Source organism: Micromonospora sp. NPDC049107 (genome assembly GCF_040648595.1).
In the GTDB taxonomy this organism is placed as follows: domain Bacteria; phylum Actinomycetota; class Actinomycetes; order Mycobacteriales; family Micromonosporaceae; genus Micromonospora.
This window is the reverse complement of record NZ_JBEZEC010000001.1, coordinates 802,737-825,588: the sequence shown is the minus strand read 5'-3', so window position 1 is coordinate 825,588 and position 22,852 is coordinate 802,737. Positions and strand designations below refer to the sequence as shown.

General features: G+C 72.7%; 22 protein-coding genes. 6 read left to right on the top strand and 16 right to left on the bottom strand.

All coding sequences use genetic code 11. The features are described 5' to 3' along the window. Positions 1-9: 9 nt before the first annotated feature. The 8 genes from AB0B55_RS03550 to AB0B55_RS03515 form a co-directional block, all read right to left on the bottom strand. A complete protein-coding gene (locus AB0B55_RS03550; RefSeq protein WP_357118545.1) occupies positions 10-819 on the bottom strand; it encodes a polyprenol monophosphomannose synthase in 810 nt (269 codons plus the stop codon). 34 nt (positions 820-853) lie between these two features. Next, positions 854-2,473 carry an apolipoprotein N-acyltransferase gene (lnt, locus tag AB0B55_RS03545; protein WP_357170044.1) on the bottom strand — a complete coding sequence of 540 codons (1,620 nt, stop codon included), beginning with the start codon at positions 2,471-2,473 and terminating at the stop codon, positions 854-856. A 558-nt stretch (positions 2,474-3,031) separates the two neighbouring features. Continuing rightward, positions 3,032-4,363 carry a glutamate mutase L gene (locus tag AB0B55_RS03540; protein ID WP_357170042.1) on the bottom strand — a complete coding sequence of 444 codons (1,332 nt, stop codon included), beginning with the start codon at positions 4,361-4,363 and terminating at the stop codon, positions 3,032-3,034. Beyond that, positions 4,360-4,755, bottom strand: coding sequence for a hotdog domain-containing protein (locus AB0B55_RS03535; protein ID WP_357118535.1), 396 nt, complete (start codon positions 4,753-4,755; stop codon positions 4,360-4,362). Before AB0B55_RS03535 ends, AB0B55_RS03540 begins: the two co-directional genes overlap by 4 nt. Then, entirely contained in the window at positions 4,752-5,501 is a 750-nt protein-coding gene (locus AB0B55_RS03530; RefSeq protein WP_357118532.1) for an OAM dimerization domain-containing protein, read from the bottom strand. The genes AB0B55_RS03535 and AB0B55_RS03530 overlap by 4 nt, the downstream gene beginning before the upstream one ends. Next, entirely contained in the window at positions 5,494-7,056 is a 1,563-nt protein-coding gene (locus AB0B55_RS03525; RefSeq protein WP_357118528.1) for a lysine 5,6-aminomutase subunit alpha, read from the bottom strand. The genes AB0B55_RS03530 and AB0B55_RS03525 overlap by 8 nt, the downstream gene beginning before the upstream one ends. Before the next feature lie 22 nt (positions 7,057-7,078). Next, positions 7,079-8,644 carry an amidohydrolase gene (locus AB0B55_RS03520; protein WP_357170039.1) on the bottom strand — a complete coding sequence of 522 codons (1,566 nt, stop codon included), beginning with the start codon at positions 8,642-8,644 and terminating at the stop codon, positions 7,079-7,081. A 4-nt stretch (positions 8,645-8,648) separates the two neighbouring features. Next, positions 8,649-9,698: a zinc-binding alcohol dehydrogenase gene (locus AB0B55_RS03515; RefSeq protein ID WP_357170571.1), complete on the bottom strand. Its 1,050-nt coding sequence runs from the start codon at positions 9,696-9,698 to the stop codon at positions 8,649-8,651. A 153-nt stretch (positions 9,699-9,851) separates the two neighbouring features. Here AB0B55_RS03515 and AB0B55_RS03510 point away from each other — a divergent pair, with 153 nt between their 5' ends. Beyond that, the gene (locus tag AB0B55_RS03510; protein WP_357170036.1) at positions 9,852-11,243 is read left to right on the top strand and encodes a lysine 2,3-aminomutase; all 1,392 of its coding nucleotides are present in this window, start codon (positions 9,852-9,854) and stop codon (positions 11,241-11,243) included. A gap of 25 nt (positions 11,244-11,268) precedes the next feature. Here the strand turns inward: AB0B55_RS03510 and AB0B55_RS03505 are convergent, their stop codons facing one another. The 3 genes from AB0B55_RS03505 to AB0B55_RS03495 all read right to left on the bottom strand — a co-directional run bounded on the left by AB0B55_RS03505 (position 11,269) and on the right by AB0B55_RS03495 (position 13,049). Beyond that, on the bottom strand, positions 11,269-11,949 hold the full coding sequence (locus tag AB0B55_RS03505; RefSeq protein WP_357118519.1) for a polysaccharide deacetylase family protein: 681 nt from the start codon (positions 11,947-11,949) through the stop codon (positions 11,269-11,271). Positions 11,950-12,438: 489 nt separating this feature from the next. After that, positions 12,439-12,780 carry a YnfA family protein gene (locus tag AB0B55_RS03500; protein WP_357118516.1) on the bottom strand — a complete coding sequence of 114 codons (342 nt, stop codon included), beginning with the start codon at positions 12,778-12,780 and terminating at the stop codon, positions 12,439-12,441. 74 nt (positions 12,781-12,854) lie between these two features. Next, on the bottom strand, positions 12,855-13,049 hold the full coding sequence (locus AB0B55_RS03495) for a CsbD family protein (RefSeq protein ID WP_357118513.1): 195 nt from the start codon (positions 13,047-13,049) through the stop codon (positions 12,855-12,857). A gap of 156 nt (positions 13,050-13,205) precedes the next feature. Between AB0B55_RS03495 and AB0B55_RS03490 the strand changes: the two genes are divergently transcribed. Next, entirely contained in the window at positions 13,206-13,817 is a 612-nt protein-coding gene (locus tag AB0B55_RS03490) for a histidine phosphatase family protein (protein WP_357170033.1), read from the top strand. Here the strand turns inward: AB0B55_RS03490 and AB0B55_RS03485 are convergent. The 3 genes from AB0B55_RS03485 to AB0B55_RS03475 all read right to left on the bottom strand — a co-directional run bounded on the left by AB0B55_RS03485 (position 13,747) and on the right by AB0B55_RS03475 (position 16,570). Beyond that, complete coding sequence (locus AB0B55_RS03485) at positions 13,747-14,253, bottom strand: Lrp/AsnC family transcriptional regulator (protein WP_355051132.1); 507 nt, start codon at positions 14,251-14,253, stop codon at positions 13,747-13,749. The two genes, AB0B55_RS03490 and AB0B55_RS03485, sit on opposite strands and share 71 nt — an antisense overlap. Positions 14,254-14,321: 68 nt before the next feature. Next, positions 14,322-15,464: an acyl-CoA dehydrogenase family protein gene (locus AB0B55_RS03480; RefSeq protein WP_357170030.1), complete on the bottom strand. Its 1,143-nt coding sequence runs from the start codon at positions 15,462-15,464 to the stop codon at positions 14,322-14,324. Continuing rightward, entirely contained in the window at positions 15,461-16,570 is a 1,110-nt protein-coding gene (locus AB0B55_RS03475) for a Xaa-Pro peptidase family protein (RefSeq protein ID WP_357118504.1), read from the bottom strand. The genes AB0B55_RS03480 and AB0B55_RS03475 overlap by 4 nt, the downstream gene beginning before the upstream one ends. Before the next feature lie 203 nt (positions 16,571-16,773). Here AB0B55_RS03475 and AB0B55_RS03470 point away from each other — a divergent pair, with 203 nt between their 5' ends. Next, the gene (locus AB0B55_RS03470) at positions 16,774-18,144 is read left to right on the top strand and encodes a glycosyl hydrolase family 18 protein (RefSeq protein ID WP_357118500.1); all 1,371 of its coding nucleotides are present in this window, start codon (positions 16,774-16,776) and stop codon (positions 18,142-18,144) included. A gap of 39 nt (positions 18,145-18,183) precedes the next feature. On the opposite strand, the gene AB0B55_RS03465 is transcribed toward AB0B55_RS03470, so the two are convergent. Beyond that, positions 18,184-19,071 carry a winged helix-turn-helix transcriptional regulator gene (locus AB0B55_RS03465; protein ID WP_357118497.1) on the bottom strand — a complete coding sequence of 296 codons (888 nt, stop codon included), beginning with the start codon at positions 19,069-19,071 and terminating at the stop codon, positions 18,184-18,186. A gap of 98 nt (positions 19,072-19,169) precedes the next feature. On the opposite strand from AB0B55_RS03465, the gene AB0B55_RS03460 reads away from it, so the two are divergent. Then, complete coding sequence (locus AB0B55_RS03460) at positions 19,170-20,432, top strand: MFS transporter (RefSeq protein WP_357170569.1); 1,263 nt, start codon at positions 19,170-19,172, stop codon at positions 20,430-20,432. On the opposite strand, the gene AB0B55_RS03455 is transcribed toward AB0B55_RS03460, so the two are convergent. Continuing rightward, positions 20,416-21,510, bottom strand: coding sequence for a DUF4037 domain-containing protein (locus AB0B55_RS03455; RefSeq protein WP_357170027.1), 1,095 nt, complete (start codon positions 21,508-21,510; stop codon positions 20,416-20,418). The two genes, AB0B55_RS03460 and AB0B55_RS03455, sit on opposite strands and share 17 nt — an antisense overlap. A 121-nt stretch (positions 21,511-21,631) precedes the next feature. Here AB0B55_RS03455 and AB0B55_RS03450 point away from each other — a divergent pair, with 121 nt between their 5' ends. Further along, on the top strand, positions 21,632-21,847 hold the full coding sequence (locus AB0B55_RS03450) for a hypothetical protein (RefSeq protein ID WP_357170024.1): 216 nt from the start codon (positions 21,632-21,634) through the stop codon (positions 21,845-21,847). Positions 21,848-21,906: 59 nt separating this feature from the next. Then, positions 21,907-22,836 carry a 5'-3' exonuclease gene (locus AB0B55_RS03445; RefSeq protein WP_357170021.1) on the top strand — a complete coding sequence of 310 codons (930 nt, stop codon included), beginning with the start codon at positions 21,907-21,909 and terminating at the stop codon, positions 22,834-22,836. Positions 22,837-22,852: the final 16 nt, after the last annotated feature.

Genomic DNA, 22,852 nt, shown 5'->3' with positions numbered 1-22,852 from the left:
CGGCCGCGCTCACGGCCACCGCACCTGACCGGTGGGGGTGCCGTTCAGGCTGCGGCGTACGGCCTGCCGCCGGTCCTGCACACCCCACGCGGTGATCCGCCACAACGCCTCGGCGACGATGCGCGGACTCATCTTGCTGTCCCCGCGTTCCCGCTCGGCGAACGTGATCGGCACCTCCACGATCCGCACCCCCGCCCGGTGCGCCAGCCGCGACAGCTCCACCTGGAACGAGTACCCCTGCGAGGTCACCGACGCCAGGTCGATGGCGTCCAGGGCGCTGGTCCGGTACACCCGGTAGCCGCCGGTGGCGTCCGAGACGGGCATGCCCAGCGCGAGACGCGCGTACAGGTTGCCGCCGCGCGACAGCAGCAGCCGCCGCAGCGGCCAGTTCACCACCCGCGCCCCGCTGGTCCACCGCGACCCGATCACCACATCGGCGTCGCGGGCGGCCTCCAGCAGCGCCGGCAGGTCCTCCGGGGCGTGGGAGCCGTCGGCGTCCATCTCCACCACCGCGTGGTAGCCGCGCTCGCGCGCCCACCCGAACCCGGCCAGGTACGCGGCGCCGAGCCCCTCCTTGCCCCTGCGGTGCAACACCTGCACGTGCGGGTCGCCGTCGGCGAGAGCGTCAGCGATCGCGCCGGTGCCGTCGGGGCTGTTGTCGTCGGCGATGAGGATGCTCACGGTGGGAGCGGCCCGGCGGACCCGCCCCACGATCGCCGCCACGTTGTCGGCCTCGTTGTAGGTGGGGATCACCACCAGGACCCGACCCACGCCGGGCACCTCGTCGGGACGCCGGATCGTATCGGTCGCCTGGACCACGGTTCCTCCGCTCCCGCCGGCGTACCGGCTGCTGCTATCCGGGCACGACCCGCTGGCGGCGCCGCAGCACACCCGCGCCGACCAGGGCGGCCACCGCCAGAGCGGCCAGGGCCAGCTCCGGCCACCAGCCGAGGCGGGTGGCGAGGGTGCGCCCGCTGTCGAGCCGTAGCTGCCGCACCACGACCTCCCGGGTGTTGAACCCGGTGGCATCGCTTACCCGCCCGTCGGGGGCGACGAACCCGGACACGCCGACCGTGGAGGCCATCAGCGCCGGGCGGCCGTGCTCGACGGCCCGCAGCCGCACCATGGCCAGCTGTTGGCGGGCCTCCGCCTCGTTGAAGGTGGCGTTGTTGGTCTGCACCACCAGCAGTTGCGCACCGCCGGTGACCGTGTCGCGGACCACCTCGTCGTAGGCGACCTCGAAGCAGATCACGTCGCCGAGCGTCGCCGGGCCGGCGCGTACCACGCCCGGGGTGCTGCCGGGCACGAAGTCGGTGCGGATCAGGTCGACCTTGTCGCTGACCATGCGCGCGATGTTCCTCAACGGCACGTACTCGGCGAACGGCACCGGATGCCGTTTGGTGTAGAGCTGCGCCATGTCGGCCCCGGTGCCGGGCCGCCACAGGATGCCCGCGTTGCGGACCTGCCCGGCGCCGGGCCCGAGCAGCACCGCGCCGACCAGGATGGGCGCGCGGATCGCGTCGGCGGCCTGGGCGATGCGGGCCCCCGCGGTGGGGTTGCGCAGCGGGTCGATGTCGCTGGAGTTCTCCGGCCACACCACCAGGTCGGGCCGTTGCGCGGTGCCGGCGACGACCCGGGCGGCCAGCTCGATGGTGGCGTCGACGTGGTTGTTGAGCACGGCCTGCCGCTGGGCGTTGAAGTCCAGCCCGAGGCGCGGCACGTTGCCCTGCACGATGGCGACGGTCACGGCCTTGCCGCCGCCCTCGGCGGCGACGGGCACCAGCAGGCTCACCGCGCCCACCGCCACGGCGACGGCGGCGGGTACGACCGCCGCCAGCCACCACTCGGGCCGGGCGTCGCGGCGGGCCGCCCAGCCCCGCCAGACGGCGGCGGCGAGCAGGCCACCGGCGAGGGCCACGGCGAAGGTGACCAGTGGCGCGCCGCCGAGGGCGGCCAGGCGCAGCAGCGGAGAGTCGTCCTGGCTGAACGCGAGGCGACCCCACGGGAAACCGCCGAACGGGGTACGGTCGCGCACCGCCTCCTGCCCCACCCACAGCAGCCCGGTCAGCGCCGGCCACTGCCAGGGGCCCCGGTCGGCCAGGGGGGACACCCAGGCGGTGGCGGCGCCGAGCAGCGCCAGGTAGCCGGCCTGCAGCAGGGACAGCAGCACCCACGGCAGGTAACCGGTGTGCAGGTTCGTCCAGGCCAGCATCGGCGCGAACAGCGCCACCCCGGTGAGGAAACCCAGGCCGGCGCCGGCGCGCAACCGCCGCCGGTGGGCGGCGGCGGCCAGCAGGGCCACCCCGACGGGCGCGAGCGGCCACACCCCGTACGGCGGGAACGCCAGCAGCAGGGCCAATCCGGCGACCACGGCCATCGGCGCGGCCACGCGCAGCGGCAGCGGCCGACCCGCGGCGACCGGCGCACTGGTCGCCGTGGGGACGTGACTCTCGTCCCGGTCCAGCGTCGTCACCGCAGCTTCACCTCGATCACCCGCCGAAGGCTACCCGGCCGCCATCCGCGCCTGACCCCTGCTCCGCGATCTTGCACTTTCTGTCCCGACGAACGGGGCATTCCTGCCCGTTTCAACAACAGAAACCGCAAGATCGGCGCGGAGGTTGGGGGCGACGTCGCGCGCACATGAAATCGGGGCGCGGCTTGCGCCGCGCCCCGATGCTCCCAGGCCCTTCCCGGCCGGTGGGGCGAGAATGGGGCACGCCGACCTTCGGACCGACCAGGCGGTTGACTGGCTGCCCCCGCCGGGCCGTTGTCTACTGGCCGTGCACCTCACCCTGCCCGTACACCGGTAACCGCGGCCGGTTCGCGCCGCCCCGCCGACCCCCGCCCGCTGGACCTGGCCGCCGCGACGATGACGCTCAAACATGTCGCTCGGCCAGCGGACGAAGGGACGAAGCGAACAACAGCCGCTTCCCGTGGTAGGACTCAAAGACGGTACGTGCTACACCCCGCCTCCTGTCAACCCACCCCGGCCTGTCGTGTGTTGCGCCACGGCGTGTCGGATCGGTGTGTCTCACTGCGGGCACAGATGGTGGCGCAACAGCGCCTGCGCCGCCGTCCGGTGCTCCTCGGCGAGCAGCCCACCGGCGGCCAGCACGTAGTCCACGTCCACCACGGCGCGGGCGGCGCGCGGCACCGCCCACCCGCCCGCGTGGTCGGCCAGGACCGCCGCCAGCACCCGCCCCGACGCGTCGGGCGGCGCGTGCCGCAGCACCCCACCGGAGCCCACCAGCAGCCGCACGTCCCGCAGATCCCGCCCGGCCCGCTCGCCGGTGGCGACACCACGGGCGTGCCGGCGCAGCGCCACCGTCGCCGCCAGGGTGGCGATCCGCGCGTCCACGGCCCGCTCGGCATCATCGGCGGCCAGGAACGCCGGGTCGGCCGCCCGCCGGTCGGCGGCGACACTGAGGTCGCCGGCGTCGGTGAGCAGCCGCTCCTCGACGGCGGCGCGCACCACGCCCGGCGCGCTCCACCGCATGCCGAGATCGCCCTCGACGGTGCGGGCACGCCACAGGCTGCCGGCGACCTCCCGGCCCGGCCCGCTGGCCCGCTCGTCGGGGGTGAGCACCGAGTACACGTCGGTGGTGGCCCCACCCACGTCGACGACGGCCAGGTCGCCGCCGATGGTGTCGGCCAGCACCTCCACCCCGGTCAGAACCGCGTCCGGCGTGGCCGCCCGCACCAGCCGCGCGAAACGGGTACCCCGGGACAGTCGTTTACCACCGATGACGTGCCGCAGGAACACCGCCCGGATCGCGGCCCGCGCCGACGCCGGCGTGAGGACCCCGATGCGCGGCAGCACGTTGTCCGCGCTGCTCACCGGCACCCCGGCGTCCCGCAGCAGCGCGGTCAGCTCGGCGCGGACATCAGCGTTGCCGGCCAGGACGACGGGCGTGCGCCAGCGGGCGCGGCCCAGCCGGGTCGCGTTGTGGCGGATCGTGTCGGCGTCGCCGCCGTCGGTGCCACCCACCAGCAGCACCACGTCCGGCCGGGCCGCCCGCAACGCGGCCAGGGCCGCCGCGTCGAGCCGCCCGGCGCCGGTGTGCACCACGTGCGCGCCCGCGGACAACCCGACCCGCCGGCCCGCCTGCGCGGTGACGAGGGCCTCGTAGCCGATAACGGCCAGCCGCAGCCCACCGCCGGCCGACGAGCAGACGTACCACGGCACGTCGCGCAGCCCGAGCCCGGCGGTGGCCGCCGTGACCGCGGCGTCCAGGCCGCGCAGCACGTCACTGCCCACCGTCGTCGGCGCGGCCGCCGCGCCGACCAGGACACCGGCCGCCAGGTCCACCACGGCCGCCTTGGTGTACGTGGAGCCGACGTCCGCGCAGACCGCGAGGGTCATGAGGAAGCGGGTACGACCACGGTGCCGGTCGCGGTCACCGCCACGATCGGCGGGTCGAGGACCTCGGCGGCGGACTCGGAGCGGTCCGGGCGGCCCCGGCACACCACCACGCAGCTCAACTCCAGGGTGCGGCTGCGGGAGCCCACCCGCGACACCTGCGCCGTCACCTCGACCACGTCACCGGCCCGGATCGGCGCGGTGAACCGCACGTCGGAGTACCCGGCGAACAGGCCCTCGTCGCCGTCCGTGCGGATGCACACCTCGGTGGCGACGTCACCGAACAGCCCCAGGGCGTACGCCCCGTCGACGAGGTTGCCGGCGTAGTGGGCGTGCGCGTACGGCACATACCGCCGGTGCGTCACCGTCAACCCGAGCCGCGCGTCGTCGGTCATGCGTTCGCCTTCCGTTGCGTGATCAGGGCGTGCACCAAATAGCTGGCCACCTCGCCCGGCGTGGTGCCCCGACCGAAGATCCGGTCGACGCCCAACTCGTCGGTCATCGTCTCGTCGAAGCGGGGACCGCCGACGATCAGCAGCGGCCGCTTGCCCGCCGGCATGGCCTCCCGGAACGCCGCCGACATCTCCCGCGTGTTGTGCAGGTGCGCGTCGCGTTGCGTGACGACCTGCGACACGAGCACCGCGTCGGCCTTCTCCGCCCGCGCGGCCTCCACCAGCTCCGGGACACTGACCTGCGCGCCCAGGTTGGTGACCTTCAACTCCCGGTAGTACTCCAGGCCCTTCTCCCCCGCGATGCCCTTGACGTTGAGGATCGCGTCGATGCCCACCGTGTGGGCGTCGGTGCCGATGCACGCGCCGACCACGGACAGCTTGCGCCGCAGCCGCTGCTTGACCACCGTGTTGACGTCCTTGGCCGACAGCAGCGCGAAGTCCCGCTCCACCACCTGCACCGCGTTCAGGTCGACGAGGTGGTTCACCCGCCCGTACACGACGAAGAACGTGAACCCGTCCCCCATCGGTTTGGCGTGCACCACCATCGCCGGATCGATGCCCATCTTGTTGGCCAACTGCACCGCCGCGCCCTCGGCCCGCTTGTCGTGCGGCACGGGCAGGGTGAACGACACCTGCACCATCCCGTCGCCGGTGGTGTCCCCGTAGGGCCGAACGATCCCCTTACTCACGACCCGCCTCCAGGATCTCCGTGGCCGGGTTGTAGTAGTCGCCCTCGTGCGCGGCGACCCCGTCGAGGCCCTTGCCCCGGTCCGCGGGCCGCTTCATGATCCCGAAGGTGCCCTCGGCGATCGCGGTGAGCAGCGTCTGCTCCCCGATGCGCTCCAGCAGGTCCAGAGCCTCACCGAGCACCTGGTTGGCGCGGCGACGGATGAACCCGCCCGCCGCCGGCACGAAGTCCTCGTGCAGCCCGCCGGCCGCGCCGAGGACGTACCGCACGTTCTGCAGGGCGATGTCCCGGTCCGACAACCACGGCGTCACCACCGCCTCGGTCATCATCCCCACCAACAGGATGCCCTGACCGGTCAGCGTCCCCGCCAGGTTGAAGAACCCGTCGAGCAGGTTGCCCCGGAACACATCACCGGTCATGTGCTTCGTCGGCGGCATCCACTTCAGCGGCGCGTCCGGGAACAACTCCCGCGCCAGCAGGGCGTGCGCCAACTCCAGGCGGAACGACTCCGGCACCTCCGGGTTGATCTCGAAGGCGTGCCCCAGGCCCAACTGCCAGTCCGCCAGGCCCGCCTCGTGCGCGAAGAACTCGTTGAGCAACTGCGACACCGTCACCGTGTGCGCCTCGTCAACCGCATCGGCGGTGGTCAGGTAGTTGTCCTCACCGGTGTTGATGATGATCCCCGCGCGGGCGTGGACCTGCCGGGAGAACCGCTGGTCGACGAACGTGCGCACCGGGTTGATGTCGCGGAACAGGATCCCGTACATCGAGTCGTTGAGCATCATGTCCAGGCGTTCCAGGCCGGCCAGGGTCGCCATCTCCGGCATGCACAACCCCGACGCGTAGTTCGTCAGCCGCACGTAGCGGCCCAACTCCTTCGACGACTCGTCCAGGGCCGCCCGCATCAACCGGAAGTTCTCCTGCGTGGCGTACGTGCCGGCGAACCCCTCCCGGGTGGCGCCCTCGGGCACATAGTCCAGCAACGACTGTCCCGTCGAGCGGATCACCGCGATCACGTCCGCGCCCGCCCGCGCCGCCGCCTGCGCCTGCGGGATGTCCTCGTAGATGTCCCCGGTCGCCACGATCAGGTAGATCCACGGCCGCTGCTTCGGGTCACCGTGCCGCTTGACGAGCCGGTCCCGCTCGACCCGCCGCCGGTCGATACGCCGAATCCCCGCGCCCACGGCCCTGCGGGCCGCCGACCGGGCCGCCGTGGCCGCCCGACCCGACGGCACGCCGAACCGCACCGACCCGGCGGCGGCCTTCTGCGCCAGCAACGTCACGTCGGTGCTGCCCTCGCGCACCAGCGCGTCGAACACCGGCGCCGCCACCCCGTGCCCCAGGCCGACGTCCGCGACGACCGCGTCGACCAGCCGGTTCACCCACGGAATGCCGTCCGGGTCGGCGCCCGTCACCCCGGCCAGGCGCAACACCGCCCGCTCCACCGACACCGTCGTGTGGCTGCGCGCCAGGTCGACCACCGGCTGACCGGCCCGCCGCGCCAACTCCCGCGCCCGCGCCACCAACACCGGATCAAGATCAAGCTTCCCGGTCACGCCACACCGCTCATCTGCTCGCTCACGACGACCCTTCCTCATAGATGACCTCGCCGCGCAGCACCAGCCGCCGGCACACCGGCAGCGGCGTCGGATCGTCCGGGCCGCGCAGGTCCGGATCCTCGGCCAGCAGCACCGGCAGGCCCCGCTCGACGCCGGCCGGCGTCGACCACACCGCGAACGTCGCCGGGGCGCCCAGCGCCAGCACCCCCTCGGCGTCCAGGTGCACCGCCCGCCACCCGCCGCGCGTGTGCGCCGCGAACGCCGCCCGCACACTCATCCGCTGCGCCGGGTTGTGATGCGCCGCCGCCGCCCGCACCGACCCCCACGGGTCCAACGGCGTCACCGGCGAATCCGACCCGAACGCCAACGCCACACCCACCGAGTGCATGGCACCCATCGGGTTCGACTCCAACGACCGCGCAAGGCCCAGGCGCGCCTCGTACATCCGGCCCGCACCACCCCACAGCCGGTCGAACGCCGGCTGCACGCTCGCCACGATCCCGTACTCCACGAACCGCGCGATCATCCGCCGGCTCATGATCTCGGCGTGCTCCACGCGGTGCCGGGCCGCCCGCAGCCGCTCCACACCCAGCGTCGCCGCCGCCGCCGCGAACCCGTCCAGCACCGTGCCGATCGCCGCGTCACCAATCGCGTGGAACCCGCCCTGCAGACCGTGCGCCGCGCAGTCCACCAGGTGATCACGCACCTGCTCGACCGTCAGGTAGCCGTGCCCGCAGCCGTCACCGTCGCCGTACGGCTGCGACACGTGCGCCGTACGCGACCCCAACGCCCCGTCGGCGAACAGGTCCCCGCCAGCGCCCACCGCGCCCAACTCCCGGGCCCGCGCCGCGCCACCCAACTCACCCCAGTACCCGTACACCTCCGGCACCCCCGCGCCGGAAATGCCCAGCAGGCCCGTGAAGTCCTCCTCGTCGGAGATCTCCGGACCGCCACACTCGTGCACCGCGGCGATCCCCAGCGACGCCGCGTGCGCGAGCGCCACCCGCTGCGCCGCCACCCGCTGCGCCCGCGTCACCGAACCCTGCGCCGCCGCCCGCACCACATGGTGCGCGTCGCGACGCAGCCAACCCGACGGGTCGTACCCGGCCGCGTCCACCACCTGCGGGCACGCCGCCAGCAACGCCGACGACACCAACGCCGAATGGATCGACGCCTGCGACAGGTAGACCCGCCGGCCACCGGCGGCCCGGTCCAACGCCGCCGCGTCCGGCAGCGTCGCGTCCGACCAACCCGACTCGTCCCAGCCATGCCCCAGCACCACCGCGTCCGCCGGCAGACCCGCCGCGAAACCCGCCACCGCGTCCAGCAACTGCCCCGCCGAGCGCACGCCAGACAACTCCAGCCCCGACAACGCCAACCCGGTGTCCGTGGCGTGCACGTGCGCGTCCACGAACGCCGGCGTCACCAGCGCCCCACCTAGGTCCACCACCTTCTCGGCCGGCGGCGCGTCACCGTCCGTGCCCAACCAGGTGATCCGCCCACCGGACACCAGCAGCGCGGTCGCGCTCGGATCCGCCGGACAGTGCAACACGCCGCCGCGGTACAACGTCGAGGGGTTCGTCATGACCTCAGTCTGCCGCGATCCGCGCCGCGAAAAGCTGGCGCACCCCCGGCTCGGCACGCAGCAACCCCAGCGCCAACTCCGCGTGCCCCGGCACGTACCCGTTGCCCACCAGCATCGTCACGTCCGCCGCCAGCCCCTCCGCGCCCAACGCCGCCGCCGAGAAGCTCGTCGCCATCGAGAAGAAGATCACCGTGCCGCCGTCCGCGGTCGCCAGGACCGCCCCGTGCTCACAACCCGGCACGTCCACGCAGACCACCGTCACGTCAGCCGGCGTACCCAACGCCGTGGTCACCGCCGTGGACAGGCCCACCGGATCCCGCGCGTCGGCCACCGCCACCACCGACGCCAGACCCGCCGCCGTCAGCGCGTCGCGCTCCGCCGCCACCGGAACCACCCCGACGGTACGGGCGGCGCCCGCGCGCCGCGCCGCGGCCAGGGACAGCGACCCGCTCTTGCCCGCCCCACCGATCACGGCCACGCTCACCGGCGTCGGATCACCCGCACGCCGCCGGTCCTCGACCTGACGCGACACCACCCGCGCCGTCAGCGCCGGCGCCCCGCACACGTCCAGCACGGCGAGGGACAGCTGCGGATCCTCGTCCGCGGGCAGCACCGCCGCGATCGACCGGGCGAACAGGATCGCCCACCCGTCACACGGCACCTGCTCGCTGCGACCGTCCCAGCGGGCCAACCCGTCGGTGATCACCAGCGGCGTCAGCGTCAACGACACCAGCGAGGCGACCCGCTCGCCGGCCTTGAGTCCCAGCGGGGAACGCCGACCGGCCTCCTCGACGACGCCGATCAACATCCCACCCGAGCCGGTCACCGGGTTCTGCATCTTGCCCCGCGTGGAGATGATCTCCAGGACCTCGGCGCGTACCGCGTCACCGTTCCCGCCGTGCTTCTCCGACAACTGGCGGAAGCTCGCCGCGTCCAGGTTCAGACGCTGCACCCGGATCCGCACCTCGTTCGGCGCGATCTCCCTCGACGCGTCCAGGCGCCACGCCGCCTGCGGCAGCACCCCCGCCGGTTGCACGACGCGGTGCAGTCCCACCGGTGACGTCACGCCAACCTCCCCTGCGCAGCCGCTCGAAGCCCCGGCCAGGGCTCGCGTAACGGGAAAACTTACGGCAGACTAATTTCTTTGCCGAATATTTTCCAGTAGCCTTCGAGCTTCAATGATCCACCGCACCACCGAGGAGGGGCCGTGACCCAGACCATCCCCCAACCCCGTCACGCCCCGGTCGCCACACCGACCGCCGGGCAGCCGTACGAATACCACCGCCGCCCCCTGGTCGAACCCGACTGGACCCGCTTCCCCGGCTGGCGACACGTCACCCGCGACCAGTGGGAAAGCGCCCAGTGGCAGCGGGTCAACTGCGTCAAGAACATCAAGCAGCTGCGCGCCGTCCTCGGCGACACCATCGACGAGACCTTCTACGCCGACCTCGAGGCAGACCAGAAGGCACTGGCCACCATGTCCATGCTGGTGCCCCCACAGATGATCAACACGATGGTGCCGTTCGAGACGATGAGCACCGAAGCGCTGCTCGCCGACCCGATCCGCCGCTACATGATCCCGGTCGCCTCCGACCGACGCACCGACTGGCCCTCACACCCCTACGCCAGCCGTGACAGCCTCCACGAGCACGACATGTGGGTCGCCGAAGGCCTCACCCACCGCTACCCCACCAAGGTCCTCGCCGAACTGCTCTCCACCTGCCCGCAGTACTGCGGGCACTGCACCCGCATGGACCTCGTCGGCAACTCCACCCCCACCGTCGACAAACTCAAACTCACCCTCAAGCCCGTCGACCGCTACGACGCCCACATCGCCTACCTCAAGAACCACCCCGGCGTACGCGACGTCGTCGTCTCCGGCGGCGACGTCGCCAACGTCCCCTGGCGCAACCTCGAGTCGTACCTCATGCGGCTGCTCGACATCGAAACCGTCCGCGACATCCGGCTCGCCACCAAGGCCCTCATGGGCCTCCCCCAACACTGGCTCCAGCCCGACGTCGTCGAAGGCCTCGAACGCGTCGCCCGCACCGCCGCCCGACGCGGCGTCAACCTCGCCATCCACACCCACGTCAACCACGCCCAGTCGCTGACCCCACTGGTCGCCAAGGCCGCCCAGACCGCGCTCGACGTCGGCGTACGCGACGTCCGCAACCAGGGCGTCCTCATGCGCGGCGTCAACGCCACGAACGCCGACCTGCTCGACCTCTGCTTCGCCCTGCAGGGCGAAGCGGGCATCCTGCCGTACTACTTCTACATGTGCGACATGATCCCCAACGCCGAGCACTGGCGGGTCCCGGTCTGGCACGCCCAGCAACTCCAGCACGACATCATGGGCTACCTGCCCGGCTACGCCACCCCGCGGATCGTCTGCGACGTCCCCTTCGTCGGCAAGCGCTGGGTCCACATGCTCACCGACTACGACCGTGAGCGCGGCATCTCCTACTGGACCAAGAACTACCGCACCTCCATCGAGTCCGCCGACCTGGAGGCGCTCAACAAGCGCTACGCCTACTACGACCCGATCGACACCCTGCCCGCCGACGGCCAGCAGTGGTGGAGCGACCACCGCGACGACTGACGTACCCGAGGTGCTGGCCGCCCACTCAACCGGCGGCCAGCACCTCGGACAACGGCGCCGGCGTCAACCCACGCTCGCGTAACCCGGCCAGGATGTGCGGCAACGCCTCATCGGTCATCGTCGCGTTCGCCTCGGTCACATGCATGATCACCACCGAGCCGGGACGGACGTGGTCCAGCACGGCCCGCACCAGCGGCTTCCACGCCTTCGCGAACGGATCACCGCTGATCACGTCACCGTCCACCACCGTCACACCCAACGGCGCGAGGGCGTCCAACGCCGCCGCGTCGTGGCACAACCCCGGAAAGCGGAAGTACCGGGTCTGCCGCCCCCCGTACGGCGCGAGCACCTCGAACGTCTTCGCCACGTCGGCGGCCAGCTCGTCGACCGGCAGCCGGGGCAGGTCGTAACAGTCCGCCGTGAACGCCGCGTGCCCGTAGGTGTGGTTCGCCAACTCGAAGCGCGGATTGCCGGCGATCCGCCGGGTCACCTCCGGGTACCGCCGCACCCACTTGCCGGTCAGGAAGAACGTCGCCGGCACCTGCTCGCGCTCCAGCAGGTCGAGGATCCGCAGGTTCGCGTACGACCGCACCTTGCCGCTGCGCAGATTGGCCAGCATCCCGTCGGTCATGTCCGCGTCGAACGTCAGCGCGACCCGGGTGCCGGCCCGTGGCCCGTGGTCGACCACCGGCGCCCTGGTCCCCACCCTCGACGCCCCGGGGACGCTCGCAACCCCCGGCGTCGGAGTAGCTGTCGATGCGGCGCTGCTGGCCGAGGGCGCGGCGGAGGATCCGACGAACGTCGGCCGCTCCGGCGGCGGCACCCGAGAATCCGCGCACCCGCCCACGCCAAGCGAACCCACCACAACCAGCACCCCACACCAGAACGAGCGGAGCCGTGGTCCCATCACGCGCCGCATCATCGCAGAATCGGGTACGTCTCACCGCCCCGCCCACCTCACGCCGATCTTGCGCTTTCGGTCGCCGGAATAAGCGATATGACCCCTTACGACACCACAGAAAGTGCAAGATCGCCGCACGCGGGAGCCCCGGGCCTCCTAGCGGGCCGTCGATCATGGACTTGTGGTGCCTGATTCAGGGTCTCGCGAGTGTTTCGTCCCCACCACAACTCCATGATCGACGGCGTGGAGGGGGGGTGGCGGGGTGGAGGGGTGGAGGGGGTGGGTGGCGGGGGGTTATGGGGTTGTGGTGCGGGGGGTGTACATGATGATGGCTACGCCTAGCAGGCAGAGCGCTGCGCCCAGCAGGTCCCAGCGGTCTGGGCGGAATCCGTCGACCACCATCGCCCAGCCCAGCGAGCCGGCCACGAACACGCCGCCGTACGCGGCCAGGATGCGGCCGAAGTTCGGATCCGGCTGGAACGTGGCCACGAAGCCGTAGCAGCCGAGGGCGACCACACCGGCGGCGATCCACCACAGACCGCGCTGCTCACGCCAACCCTGCCAGACCAGCCAGGCGCCGCCGATCTCAGCCAGGGCGGCCAACGCGAACAACACCAGCGAACGAAGCACGGTCACGCCGCCGACCCTAACGGCTCGCACGCGTGGGGTCCCGGAGCGGCATCTGCTCGGGGACCCCACGACCGCTCAGGTCACTTGTTGAAGGCGTCCTTCACGTTGCGACCCGCGTCCTTCACGTTCTGACCGGCCTGCTTGGCGCGCGCGTCACTCTGCTCACTGGCGCCCTCGCCACGCATCCGCTCGTTGTTGGTCATGTCGCCGACCCGCTCCTTCGCGGCCCCGGCCATCTGCTCGACCTTGTTCTTTGCCTTCTCGGTGAAGCTCATCGCGCCTCCTCGGTCTGGCGGTTGTCGCCGCTCGCTTGCCCGGTCTTCCGGTGCTGAAACCGGTGGTGCCGGTCGGCACACCCGCTAGGGCGTCCTAGGAAGATAGGTTGAGGGAGGGCGGCCCGGACCACGCCGCCACGGTGGTTAACTGGCCGCATGGGAGAGCTCCTGCTGATCCGGCACGGCGAGACCACCTGGAGCGCCAGCCTCCGGCACACCTCGTACACCGACCTGGAGCTGACCCCCGACGGCGAGCGACAGGCCCGCACCCTCGCGGCGTTCCTCGCCGGCCGGCGCTTCGCCACCGTCCTGTCCAGTCCCCGCTCCCGGGCGCTGCGCACCGCGCAGCTCGCCGGGCTCACCGTCGACGCCGTCGACGAGGACCTCAGCGAGTGGAACTACGGCGAGTACGAGGGCCGCACCACCGTCGACATCCACGACGACGACCCGCACTGGAACATCTGGACCGACGGCTGCCCCGGCGGCGAGTCACCCGCCCAGGTGGGCGAGCGTCTCGACCGCGTGCTGACCCGCGTCACCCCGTTGCTCGACCGCGGCACCGTGGCCCTGGTCGGCCACGCGCACAGCCTGCGGGTGCTCGGCGCCCGCTGGATCGGGCTACCGCCGTCCGCCGGCGGACGACTGCGGCTGGACACCGCGACGGTGAGCGCGCTCGGTCACGAGCACGACCGGCAGGTCATCCTGCGGTGGAACCAGCCGGCTCCTCCGGCGCCCGGGACCGCGACCGACCAGGCGCCCCGGCACTGATCTTCGGCGGACGGTTCTCGTACGGCGTGGACAGCACCACCGTCGTCCGGGTCGTCACGTTCGCCGAGGTGCGGATCTCCTGCAACACCCGCTCCAGGTCCGTCGGGCTGGCCACCCGCACCAACAGCAGGTAGAAGTCCTCCCCCGCCACCGAGTAGCACGAGTCGATCTCGGGTAGGTGGGCGAGCCGCTCCGGCGCGTCGTCCGGCTGCGACGGATCGAACGGCCGGATCGCCACGAACGCGGTCAACGGCAGGTCCAGCGCCTCGAAGGAGACCCGGGCCGCGTACCCCTTGACGACGCCGCGTTGCTCCAGCCGCCGTACCCGCTGGTGCACGGCGGACACCGACAGTCCCACCCGCTCGGCCAGGTCGGTGTACGACAGGCGGCCGTCAGCGGTCAGGGCGGCGACGATGGCGCGGTCGATCTCCTCCACGGCGAGCAACCTACCGGGAAATCGGCGCGACGGCGACGAGGAACCCCGCCGCGCCGCCCCGCGCCTGGTCAGCTCTTCGCGAGCGCCCGCGAGATCACCAACCGCTGGATCTGGTTGGTGCCCTCCACGATCTGCAACACCTTCGCCTCGCGCAGGTACCGCTCCACCGGGTGATCGGCCACGTAGCCGGCCCCGCCGAGCACCTGCACGGCGTCGGTGGTCACCCGCATGGCCATGTCGGTGGCGAACAGCTTCGCCTTCGCCGCCTCGATCGAGTACGGCCGCCCGGCGTCGCGCAGCCGGGCCGCCGCCAGGGTCAACGCGCGGGCGGCGGAGATCTGGGTGGCCGCGTCGGCGAGCAGGAAACCCAGACCCTGGAAGTCGATGATGGACCGGCCGAACTGCTGCCGCTCCCGGGCGTAGCCGACGGCGTAGTCCAGCGCCCCCTGAGCGAGCCCCACCGCGCAGGCCGCGATGCCGAGCCGGCCGGAGTCCAGCGCGGACATCGCGATGGTGAACCCGGCCCCCTCGCCACCGACCAGCCGGTCGGCCGGCACCCGTGCCCCGTCGAAGACGATCTGCGCCACCGGCGAGGAGCGCAGCCCCATGGTCCGCTCCGCGGTCTGCGGCGCGATGCCGGCGGTGCCCGCGTCGGCCACCAGGCAGGAGATGCCCTTCGGGCCGGGACCGCCGGTGCGGCAGAACACGTTGTAGAAGTCGGCGCTGTGGGCGTGCGTGATCCACGCCTTGGTGCCGGAGACGACGTACGCGTCGCCGTCGCGGACCGCCCGGGTGCTCAGTGCCGCCGCGTCCGAGCCACCCTGCGGCTCGGAGAGGCAGTACGCGCCGAGCAGCTCGCCGCCGAGCATGTCCGGCAGCAGCTTGCGCTGCTCGTCGGTGCCGAACGCGGCCACCGGGTAGCAGCTCAGGGTGTGCACGCTGACCGCCTCGGCGACCGCGAGCCAACGGCTGGCCAGGATCTCCAGCACCTGCAGGTACACCTCGTACGGCTGCGCCGCGCCGCCGTGCTCCTCGGCGTACGGCAGACCGAGCAGGCCGGCGCGGCCGATCGTGCGCAGCACCTCGCGGGGAAACTCGGCGCGTTCCTCGAAGCCGGCGGCCTTGGGCGCCAGCTCACGGTCGGCCAGCTCGGTAGCGAGGTCCAGCAGGTCGTGGGCCTCGTCGGTGGGGAGGATCCGGTCGACAGTCATAGCGCGATGAGCTCCGTGGGGGTGGTGTTGAGCCGTTGCACGCCGTCCGTCGTGCAGACGACGATGTCCTCGATGCGGGCGCCGTGCCGGCCCGCCAGGTAGATGCCGGGTTCGATGGAGAACGCCATACCGGCCTCCAGGGGCCGGTCGTTCCCGGCCACCAGGTAGGGATCCTCGTGACCGTCCAGGCCGATGCCGTGCCCGGTGCGGTGCAGGAACGCGTCGCCGTATCCGGCGGCCGTGATGGGCGTCCGGGCCGCCGCGTCGGCCGCCGCCGCGGTGCGGCCGGGCCGGACCGCCGCCACCGCCGCGCGCTGGGCCGCGTGCAGCACCGCGTAGTACGCCACGAACTCGGCCGGCGCGGTCCCGCCCGCCAGGTAGGTGCGGGTGCAGTCCGAGCGGTAGCCCGACGGCATGGTGCCGCCGATGTCGACCACCACCGGCTCGCCGACGCCGATCGGCCGGTCCGAGGTGCCGTGGTGCGGGCTCGCGGAGTTGGGGCCGGCGGCCACGATGACGAAGTCGACGCTGACGTGCCCGGCGGCACGGATCGCGGCGGCGATGTCGGCGGCCACCTCGACCTCGGTGCGCCCGGGTCGCAGCCACTCGCCCATGCGCAGGTGCACCTCGTCGATCGCCGCGCCGGCCTCGGCGAGGGCCGCGATCTCCGCCGGGGACTTGCGGATCCGCAGCTCGCGCAGCACGTCGCCGGCGAGCCGCTGCGCGGCGCCGGGCAGCGCCGCGCGCAGGGCGAGGACCTGCTCGGCCCACATCCGGTCGGCGAGCCCGACCGCCGCCGCCGGGCCGTCGAGGGCGGCCACGACCAGGGGGTACGGATCCGCGCCGTCGGCGTGGTCGACGATGCGCAGACCGGTGGTGGTCGAAGCCTCGGCGGCGGGACGTTCCAGCCGGGGCACCACGAGCGTGGGCTCACCCTCGGCGGGCAGCACCAGGCAGGTCAGCCGCTCCCCCGCGTGGGCGTCGTAGCCGGTCAGGTAGCGCAGGTCGGAGCCGGGCGTGAGCAGCAGCGCGTCCAGGCCGGCAGCGGCGGTGGCGCGCTGCGCGGCGACCAGCCGGTCCGGCGGGTACAGCTCGTCGGTTCCCACCCGGTCAGCTTAACGGTCGTTTGGGCATCGTCAGAAGCCGCGTGGGCTCCGCGCCGGAAATTCATCGGTGTTGATTGACTCGGACAGTTAACACTCTTTAAGATTTGGCCACCTCGAGGCCCACCCGTTCCTGCATCCCCCACGTCCCGCCCGCGACAACCCTGCGCGGGCGGGTGTCGTCCCCCGCCCACGGGAAGGCCCCCATGTCCTCACCACTGCGCCGCGTCCTCAGCGCCGGCCTGCTCGCCCTGGCCACCGCCGCCACCACCGTCGCCCTCGTCCCCACCGCCGCGCAGGCCGTGGTGCTGCCGAACGGTTTCAAGAGCGTCGGCTACATGCCCTCGTGGGCCGGCAACGTCAACACGATCCAGTACAACAAGCTCACCCACATCAACTACGCCTTCGTGCTGCCCAACAACGACGGCAGCCTGCGCGCCGTGGAGAACCCGAGCAAACTCTCCTCGCTCGTCTCCCAGGCGCACGCCAACAACGTCAAGGTCTCCATCGCCGTCGGCGGCTGGAACGACGGCAACGACTCGGCCTTCGAAGCCCTCGCGGCCAACTCCGGCAGCCGGTCGGCGTTCGTCAACAACCTGGTCAACTTCGTCAACCAGTACAACCTCGACGGCGTCGACATGGACTGGGAGTACCCCGACCCGGGCGCCTCGGCCAACAACTACACCCAGCTCATGACCCAGCTCGGCAGCGCCCTGCACAGCCGCGGCAAGCTGCTCACCGCGGCCGTCGTCTCCGAGGGCTACTACCTCGACGGCGTGCCGACCGCCGTGTTCAGCCAGGTCGACTGGCTCAACATCATGGCGTACGACGGCGGCAGCCCGCACTCCAACTACGACTGGTCGATCAACAGCATCAACCTGTGGAAGTCCCGTGGCCTGCCGGCCAGTAAGGCCGTCCTCGGCATCCCCTTCTACAGCCGCCCCGGCTACTACACGTACTCGGCGCTCGTCGCCCTGGACCCGGCCAACGCCAACCGGGACTGCACCACGGCCGGCGGCGCGCAGCAGTGCTACAACGGCATCCCGACCGTCAAGCGCAAGACGCAGTGGGCCCTCGCCAACGCCGGCGGCGTGATGAACTGGGAGCTGTCGCAGGACACCACCGGCTCCACCTCGCTGGTGAGCGCCATGTACGACACCATCATGGGCGGCACCACCCCGCCGCCGTCGGGTCGTACCGGCCGGATCACCGGGATCGGCGGCAAGTGCGTCGACGTGGCGGCCGCGAGCACCGCCAACGGCGCCGCCGTCCAGATCTACACCTGCAACGGCACCGCCGCGCAGACCTGGACCGTCGCCACCGACGGCACGCTGCGCGCCCTCGGCAAGTGCGCCGACATCACCAGCGGCTCCACCGCCAACGGCGCGAAGGTGCAGCTGTACGACTGCAACGGCAGCGGCGCGCAGGTGTGGCAGGCGCAGTCCAACGGCACGCTGCGCAACCCGCAGTCCAACAAGTGCCTGGACGTCACCGACAACACCTCGGCCGACGGCGCCCGCCTGCAGATCTGGGAGTGCTTCGCCGGCGCCAACCAGCGCTGGACGCTCCCGGCCTGACCCGACCCGTACGCCTCGATCCCCGGTCGACGCCTCGCGTCAGCCGGGGATCGTCGCGTGGTCGCGGGCCAGCGCCAGCATCTCGTCGACCGACCCGGCCGGATCGGTGACCGGGAACTGCACCGCCCGCACCACCGACGCCGGGTCGACCAGCATGGTCAGTCGCTTGAACCGGGTCACCCCGCCGGCCCGGAAGGTGGGCAGCAGCAGGCCCGCGGCGAGTCGGCCGTCCTCGTCGGACAGCAGCGGAAAGGGCAACCCGGCGTGGGCGGTGAAGTCGGCGAGCTGGTCCGGTCGTTGGGTGCTGATGCCGTACACCCGCACCCCCAGGTCCCGGAACCGCGGATACCGGTCGGCGTAGGTGGTCGATTCCAGGGTGCAGCCCCGCGCGCCCGGGATGTCGGCCCACCCGGGCGGATAGGCGTTCACGCCCGGCGCGTACGCGCCCGGGAAGAGGTAGAGGACGCTCCAGGCGTCCGGCGTCGCGACCGGGACCGGCCGTCCGTCCGGCCCAGGCAGGACGACCTCGGGCAGTCGCCGCCCGACGAGATGGTGCACCCGTCGGGCCTCGGCGGAGGCGTCGTCGGCGGTCGCGGTCAGTTCCCCGTCACCCATCAGGTGCCTCGTTCCCCAGTCCTGTAGGGCGATCAGCACCGGTAGCAGGCCCTCGCCCCGCGCCGTGAGCAGGTAGTCGTGCCGGGGCGGGTGCGCGGAGTACGGGCGACGTTCCAGCACGCCGTGCTCCACCAGCGCGGCCAGGCGTTCGGTCAACGCCCGCCGACTGACGCCCAGCTCGCGCTGGAGCGCGTCGAAGCGGGTCGTGCCGCCGGCGACGTCGCGCACGATGAGGAACGTCCACCAGTCCCCCAGCACACCGAGCGCCTGCGCGATGCCGCAGTCCGCGTCGGCGAGATCCTCCCGTCGCACCCGCTTCCTCCCTCTGTCCCGCCCCGACTATAGTCCGTCCCAGAATGGAACGCACTGACACCGGGAATGCCGCGGCGCGACGAACGGGGGCCGACGACATGCACGTCGACGCACGGGCCGGGGTGTTCTGGCGCTGGTGGACCGCCGGCACGACCAGCATGGTCGGGTCGGCGGTCGGCGCGGTGGCCCTGCCGCTGACCGCGCTGGTCGTCCTGAACGCCTCCGCCTGGCAGATGGGTCTGATCGCCGCGGCCAGCTACGTCGCCTGGATCGTGATCGGCCTGCCGGCCGGTGTCATCGTGCAACGCCTGCCGCTGCGCGGCGCCCAGGTCGGTGCGGACGTGGCCCGAGCGCTCGCCGTCGCGTCGATCCCACTGGCCTGGTGGTGGGGGCAGCTCACGGTGACCCACCTGGTGATCACCGCGCTGGTCGTCAGCTTCGCCAACGTGCTGTTCGACGTGGCCAACTCGACCTTCCTGCCCAGCATCGTCGAGCGCGAGCAGTTGCAGTCGCGCAACAGCCTCACCTCGGCCACCCACGCCGCGACCCTGCTCAGCGGCCCCTCGCTCGGCGGACTCGCCGTGCAGGCGCTCGGCGCGGTGCCCACCCTGCTCGTCGACTCGGCCAGCTACCTCGTCTCCGCGGCTCTCCTGCGTACGCTGCCCGCGCGCCGGGTCGACGCGCCCGAGCACTGGCCGCCGGTCGGTGCGCTGATCCGCGAGGGCTGGCGCTACGCCGCGTACCACCCCGTCATCGGTCCGTGCATGTGGGCCGCGACGGCCATGAACTTCGTCTGCGGCGCGCAGTTCGCGCTGCACCCGCTCTACCTGGTCCGCGACCTGCACGCGCCACCCGGCCTGGTCGGTGTCCTGCTCGCCGTCGAGGGTGTCGGCGCGCTGGTCGGCGCCGCCCTCACCACCCGGATCACCAGGTGGCTCGGCAGCGCCCGCGCGCTGGTCGCCGCCGGATTCACGACGGTCGTCGGCGCGGTCCTGATTCCCGGAGGCACCGGTTGGCCCGCGTACGTGGCCTTCGCCGCCGGCAGCATCGTCTTCTCCCTCGGCACGGTCGTGCTCAGCGTGACCACCCGCACGTACCGGCAGATCGCCAGCCCGCCCGAGCTGCTCTCGCGGGTGATGGCGACCGTACGGTTCGTCTCCTGGGGCGCGATCCCGGTCGGTGGGCTCGTCGCCGGCGCGCTGGCCGGCCCGCTCGGCACGCGCGCCACCCTGCTCGTCGTCGCGGCTACCCTCATCGGTGCGCCCCTGGTGCTGCTGCTCTCACCGGTCCGGCACCTGCACGACCTCACCGACCATGACCGCGACGAGAGCCGGCGTCCGGCCGTCACCGCTGGTCGGTGAGCGCATCCGACCACAGACCGCCGGCCACCCGGCGAGCCCTGGCCGCGTCGCCGAGCACGTCGACGCTGTGCACGTACTGGTCGACCGCACCCCACAGCGGTCGGTCGCGCATGGTCGGATCGGTCATTGCGGCGCGTAGCGCGACGGCGACACGCTCGGCACGCAGCACCAGGAACGGCCGGCGGTGGAACGGGACGGCCCGGGCGCGTACCGGCGCTGCCAGAGACGTTTCGTCGGTCCACCGGGCCATGGTCTCCAGCGCCTCGACCAGACCAGCCTGGCGTCGGGTCCAGTCGCCCGGGCCCACCGCCTCGGCCAGCGCCGCGACCACCGGGGCCGCGCCGGGCAGTCCGGCGAAGACCGTGCCGAGCCACTTGTCGTACGGCGGCCAGCGCCGACGCAGCAGCAGACCGAGCCGGAGCAGGTCTCTGGCGAGGCCCCCGGTGACGATCCGGCTGCCCAACTCGTCGCCGACCTCGGCGCACCGGCCGGGCAGGTGCTCAGCCTGCGCGACCCGGGTCCACACCGCGGCCAGGACGTACCGCCACACGTCCGGCGGATACCACCGCACCGCGTCCCGCCGGGCCGTCAGCGCCCCGTCGAGCCCGTCGTGGAAGACCGCGCCGCCGGTCACCTCGGCGAGCCGCTGGGTCGGGCACGCCAGCCAGTCCGCCGTGCCGACCCCGGCCATCGGGTCGAACCCGAGCCGCTGGCGCCACCACACTGCCACGTCGTCGATCGTGACCCCGTGCCGCGTCCCGGCCGCGTCGGCGACGCCCAGTCGACCGTCGTCACCGGCGAAACGAGTGGGCCAGCCCAGGAAGGCCGCGGGCAGCTCAGCGTCCAGTACGGCGCGCAGTCGCGGGATCGCGGCGACGTCCGCCGGCCCGACGAACACCTGCACCCGAGGACCCCAGTCGTGGTCGGTGGACCGGGCCGTGTCCAGGCCGAGCACCTCCGAGCCACCGTCGAGCAATCCCGCCGCGTACCGCAGGCCAGGGAGGCGACCGCGCAGGATCGGCGCGACCACCTCGTCGTGGTACCGCCGGGCCAGCACCAGGCCGGGAAGGAACGCCACACCGGCAGTCTGCGCCGTCGGCGGCCCGGCCCGCACGCTGGTTTCCCGGGTGGGACCGGGGCGGGGGCCATAGCCTGGGATCGGGAGGCCGACATGGGTGGCCCCGACCGGGAGGGCCGACGTGACATCGAACGACGCGAACCGGGCGGCGACCCGCCGTCGTCGGCAACTGTGGGCCGGAGTCCTCGCGCTCGTCGGCCTGGTCCTGCTCGTGATCGGCCTGACGGTGGCCGACGGCGTCGCCGCCTGGGTCGAGGTGGTGGTCGCGATCCTGTTGCTGGTGACCAGCTACGTGGTGCAGCACCTCGCCCGCCGCGACACCGTCTATCGGCGCTGACGCCGCTGGGCGGCCGGGCGTACCGCTGATCGTCGGAGGGCTGTGCCAGGCTGTCGGGCGTGGCACACCGACCCCCGATCCTGCTGATCGACGCAGCCAGCCTCTACTTCCGGGCGTACTTCGGCATTCCGGAGTCCGCCGCGCGCACCGAGGACGGCCAGCCCGTCAACGCGGTGCGTGGCTTCCTCGACATGCTTGCCACGCTCATCCGTGGTCGCGGCGCGGACCGGATGGTGTGCGCCCTCGACTACGACTGGCGACCGGCGTGGCGGGTCGAGCTGCTGCCGTCGTACAAGGCGCACCGGGTGGCCCCGCAGGGCGGCGAGGTCGTCCCCGACACGCTCTCCCCCCAGGTGCCGATGATCCTCGAGGTCCTCGACGCGGTCGGCATCACCGCCGTCGGCGCGAAGGGCTACGAGGCCGACGACGTGCTCGGCACGCTGTCGGTGACCCAGCCGGGCCCGGTCGAGGTGGTCTCCGGCGACCGGGACCTGTTCCAGCTCGTCGACGACTCCCGGGACGTGCGCCTGCTCTACGTCGGGCGCGGCGTGGCCAAGCTCGACGACTGCGACGACGCGGCGGTACGCGCCCGCTACGGCGTGCCGGCCGATCGGTACGCCGACTTCGCCGCCCTGCGCGGCGACCCCAGCGACGGGCTGCCCGGGGTGCCGGGCGTCGGCGAGAAGACCGCCGCACGGCTGATCGAGCGGTACGGCAGCATCGACGGCGTCCTGGCCGCGCTGGACGACTCCGACTCGTCGTTCGCGCCGGGTCTGCGTACCAAGCTGGCGGGCGCCCGCGACTACCTGGCCGTCGCGCCGACGGTGGTCCGGGTGGCCCTGGACGTGGCCCTGCCGGAGCTGCCCACCGCGCTGCCGACGGCCCCCGCCGACCCGGAGCGGCTGCTCGACCTGGCCGGCCGATGGAACCTGGCCGGCTCCGCCCGCCGACTCGTGGACGCCCTGGCCGCCCGCGTCGACGCCGGCTGAGGAGACCCGGCCCGGC